Source organism: Halorubrum sp. SD612, assembly GCF_002135005.1.
Genome location: NZ_NEWI01000248.1, coordinates 1 through 2,664 on the forward strand (window position 1 = coordinate 1; position 2,664 = coordinate 2,664).

Below are 2,664 nucleotides of genomic sequence, written 5' to 3' on the forward strand. Positions count from 1 at the left end.
TCGTGGAACCGGTCGACGGTCTCGCGCACCCAGTTCACCTCGCCGGTGAGGTCGCAGTAGTCGGTGCCGGTCTCGACGCAGGCCTCGACCAGCGGCGTCCCGAGTCGGGTGTACGGCCCGACCGTCGTACAGACGACGCGCGTCCCCCGAGCGAGCGCGCGCAGGCTCTCGGGGTCGGTCGCGTCGCCCACGACGACCGGGACCTCGTCCCGCGCGTCGCTGCGGCCGGCGAGGTCGGCGGCGAGCGCGTCGAGCTTCTCGCGGTCCCGCCCGCCGATCGCCAGCGCGAGCTCGTCCGGGGCGTACCGCTCCGTCAGGTACTCGGCCGCGAACCGCCCGGCCACCCCGGTCGCGCCCCACACAACGACGTCGTACGTCCGGTCTGCGTCGCTCATTCTCGCTTCCGCCTACGCAGTGGTCGGGGGTAAACGCGCGGGGTCGACCGACGGTCACCGGGCGTGCGGCGCGGTACCTCTTTACATCGTCGCCCGCAAACGAATACATGGCCGTAGGCACTCGTCTGTCGTTACAGCTCGCCGACTTCGGTACCCGATCGCTCGTTACCCACGCGCTCATGGCGCTGGGGTTCGTCGGGGCCGTCGTCTCGGGGCTGTTCGTCGAGGGACAGGTCGGCACCGTCTCGATGGCGGCGTTCATCAACTTCACCGCCGGGCTGTGGATCTGCCAGTCGATCCACTCGCTCGGCAACGCCGCGACCGACGAGGAGTACCAAGGCGTCCTGAAGGAGATATTAAACCGTGTCTAGCGACGCCGAACCGGGATTCGACACCGGCCGCTTCGGTCGGATCCTCGCGCTCGTCGGTTTCGTCACGACCGTCTTCCTGTTCCTCACGGCGCAGCGACTGTCCGGCGACGCCTTCCAGATCGGTGCCGTCGCCATCGGGACGGTCGGCCTGATCACCGCGATCATCGGCTTCCTCGTCGCCGCCGGCAGCGCGGTCGACGCGTCCTGACGCGCTCGGTCACGAAGCCGTTCCGGCCGCGAACGCCGCTACGAGCGCTCGTCCGACAGCGCCCCCGAGAGGAGGCCGGAAACGCCGAGCCGTTCGAGCGACTCGCGGGCTTGCTCCGTGTGTTTCCGCCGCTCCTCGGGCTGGCCCTCCGCGAGCGCTTCCAACTCCTCTGCTATTCGGTCCCGCTCGTCGCTGAGGTCGGCCGTCCCGAGACCGACGGCGAGCAGATCGAACGCGTCGGCGGCCGCGATTCGAACCCTCCCGTCCGGGTCGTCGAGCGCGGCGAGCAGGAGCGAAACGTACCGTTCGCGCTGTTCCGCGATCGCGGCCTGAGAGGCCCCCTCGGCGGCGAGCACGTCGCTGCCCTCGGGGTGTCGCTCGACGCCGGGATACGCCTCTCGGAGCGTTCGGACGACCGACTGGCGGACGTACCCGTCCGCCGCGTCGTCGAAGACCGGGCGGCACGCGTCGAACAGGTCGTCGTAGAGCCTGAACTGCGCGGTCACGTCGAGACCGCTGAGATCGTCGATGACGCGGTTCGTCTCGTCCGCGTCCGCGGCGGCGAGCGCCTCCGCGACCGCTTCTGGATCGGAGCTCATGCGTGTCGTAACGGCGCCGGGACTGAAAACGGATCGCCGGTTCGTCGGCGGCGCTCGCGGGAAGGCACCACCGTGCCGCGGCGCGCGCACGACCGCCCCGCCCTCGACCGCGAACGCCGGTCAGTTCTCGTACGGCTCGCAGACCAGTTCGACGCCCTCCTCGAAGCCGATCTCGGGCTCCCAGCCGGTCGCCTCGCGGAACGTCGAGTAGTCGGCCATCGTGTCGTGGACGTAGCCGTCGAACGGGCACTCGATGTACTCGGGGCCGACGTCCGTCCCGAGCGCGTCGTTGATCAGTTCGACCATCTCGTTGAACGAGTACGCCTCCTCGGTGCCGACGTTGTAGACGCCCGTCAGCTCGTGGTCGGCGGCGAGCTCGCAGGCGCGGGCGACGTCCGAGACGTGGGTGAAGTCGCGGGTCTGCGTGCCGTCGCCGAACAGCTCCGGGGCCTCGCCGGAGGCGATCGCGTCCGCGAACTGCGCGACCGTGTTCGCGTACTCGCCCTTGTGTTCCTCGTTGCCGCCGAACCCCTGATACACCGAAAAGAAGCGCAGGCCGGCCACGTTCATGTCGTGGTGGTTGGCGTAGTACTCGGCGTAGCGCTCGCGCGCGAGCTTGGAGGCCTCGTAGGCGGTGCGCGCCTCCACCTCCATGTCGACCGGCGAGGGCTCGGTGCGGCTGCCGTAGATGGACGAGGTGGAGGCGTACACGACCGTCTCGCAGCCTTCCTTCCGCGCGCGCTCGACCGTGTTGACGAACCCCTCGACGTTGACGCGGCAGCCGCGCTGGGGGTCGTTCTCGTGCATGTTCCGCGAGGAGAGCGCGGCGAGGTGGAAGACGACGTCGACGTCGACGGGGAACTCGCCGTCGACGACGGAGGCCTCGACGAACTCCACGTCGTCGTCGAGGTTCTCGGGGGTGCCGAGGTAGGTGTCGTCGACGGCGATCACGTCGTTGTCGACCGCGAGCCGGTTCGCGAGGTTCGAGCCGATGAACCCGGCCCCGCCCGTGACGAGGACGCGTTTGTTCTGCATGCTCGTGTGTCCTCAGAGGCGACGGTTTAGCGCTTCGGTTTCGCGGGAGCCCGGTG

The 2,664-nt window shown here is 69.4% G+C and carries 5 protein-coding genes; 2 read left to right on the top strand and 3 right to left on the bottom strand.

Features of this window, described 5'->3' with window-relative positions; genetic code table 11:
* Window positions 1-395: saccharopine dehydrogenase NADP-binding domain-containing protein (locus tag B9G38_RS15880; RefSeq protein WP_198945722.1), on the bottom strand; the 395-nt coding region annotated here is incomplete at its 3' end.
* Window positions 396-502: 107 nt separating this feature from the next.
* Here B9G38_RS15880 and B9G38_RS15885 point away from each other — a divergent pair.
* Window positions 503-766, top strand: a complete 264-nt coding sequence (locus tag B9G38_RS15885) for a hypothetical protein (protein ID WP_086221020.1) — start codon at window positions 503-505, stop codon at window positions 764-766.
* A complete protein-coding gene (locus B9G38_RS15890) occupies window positions 759-974 on the top strand; it encodes a hypothetical protein (protein WP_086221021.1) in 216 nt (71 codons plus the stop codon). The genes B9G38_RS15885 and B9G38_RS15890 overlap by 8 nt, the downstream gene beginning before the upstream one ends.
* A gap of 38 nt (window positions 975-1,012) precedes the next feature.
* Here the strand turns inward: B9G38_RS15890 and B9G38_RS15895 are convergent, their stop codons facing one another.
* Together B9G38_RS15895 and B9G38_RS15900 are read right to left on the bottom strand one after the other, a co-directional pair.
* Entirely contained in the window at window positions 1,013-1,573 is a 561-nt protein-coding gene (locus B9G38_RS15895) for a hypothetical protein (protein ID WP_086221022.1), read from the bottom strand.
* Window positions 1,574-1,693: 120 nt separating this feature from the next.
* Window positions 1,694-2,608, bottom strand: coding sequence for an NAD-dependent epimerase/dehydratase family protein (locus B9G38_RS15900; RefSeq protein WP_086221023.1), 915 nt, complete (start codon window positions 2,606-2,608; stop codon window positions 1,694-1,696).
* Between the last annotated feature and the right edge of the window lie 56 nt (window positions 2,609-2,664).

Coding starts and splice junctions, on each gene's coding strand:
- B9G38_RS15885 (WP_086221020.1), top strand. CDS start 503: ATGGCCGTAGGCACTCGTCTGTCGTTACAGCTCGCCGACTTCGGTACC.
- B9G38_RS15900 (WP_086221023.1), bottom strand. CDS start 2,608: ATGCAGAACAAACGCGTCCTCGTCACGGGCGGGGCCGGGTTCATCGGC.
- B9G38_RS15895 (WP_086221022.1), bottom strand. CDS start 1,573: ATGAGCTCCGATCCAGAAGCGGTCGCGGAGGCGCTCGCCGCCGCGGAC.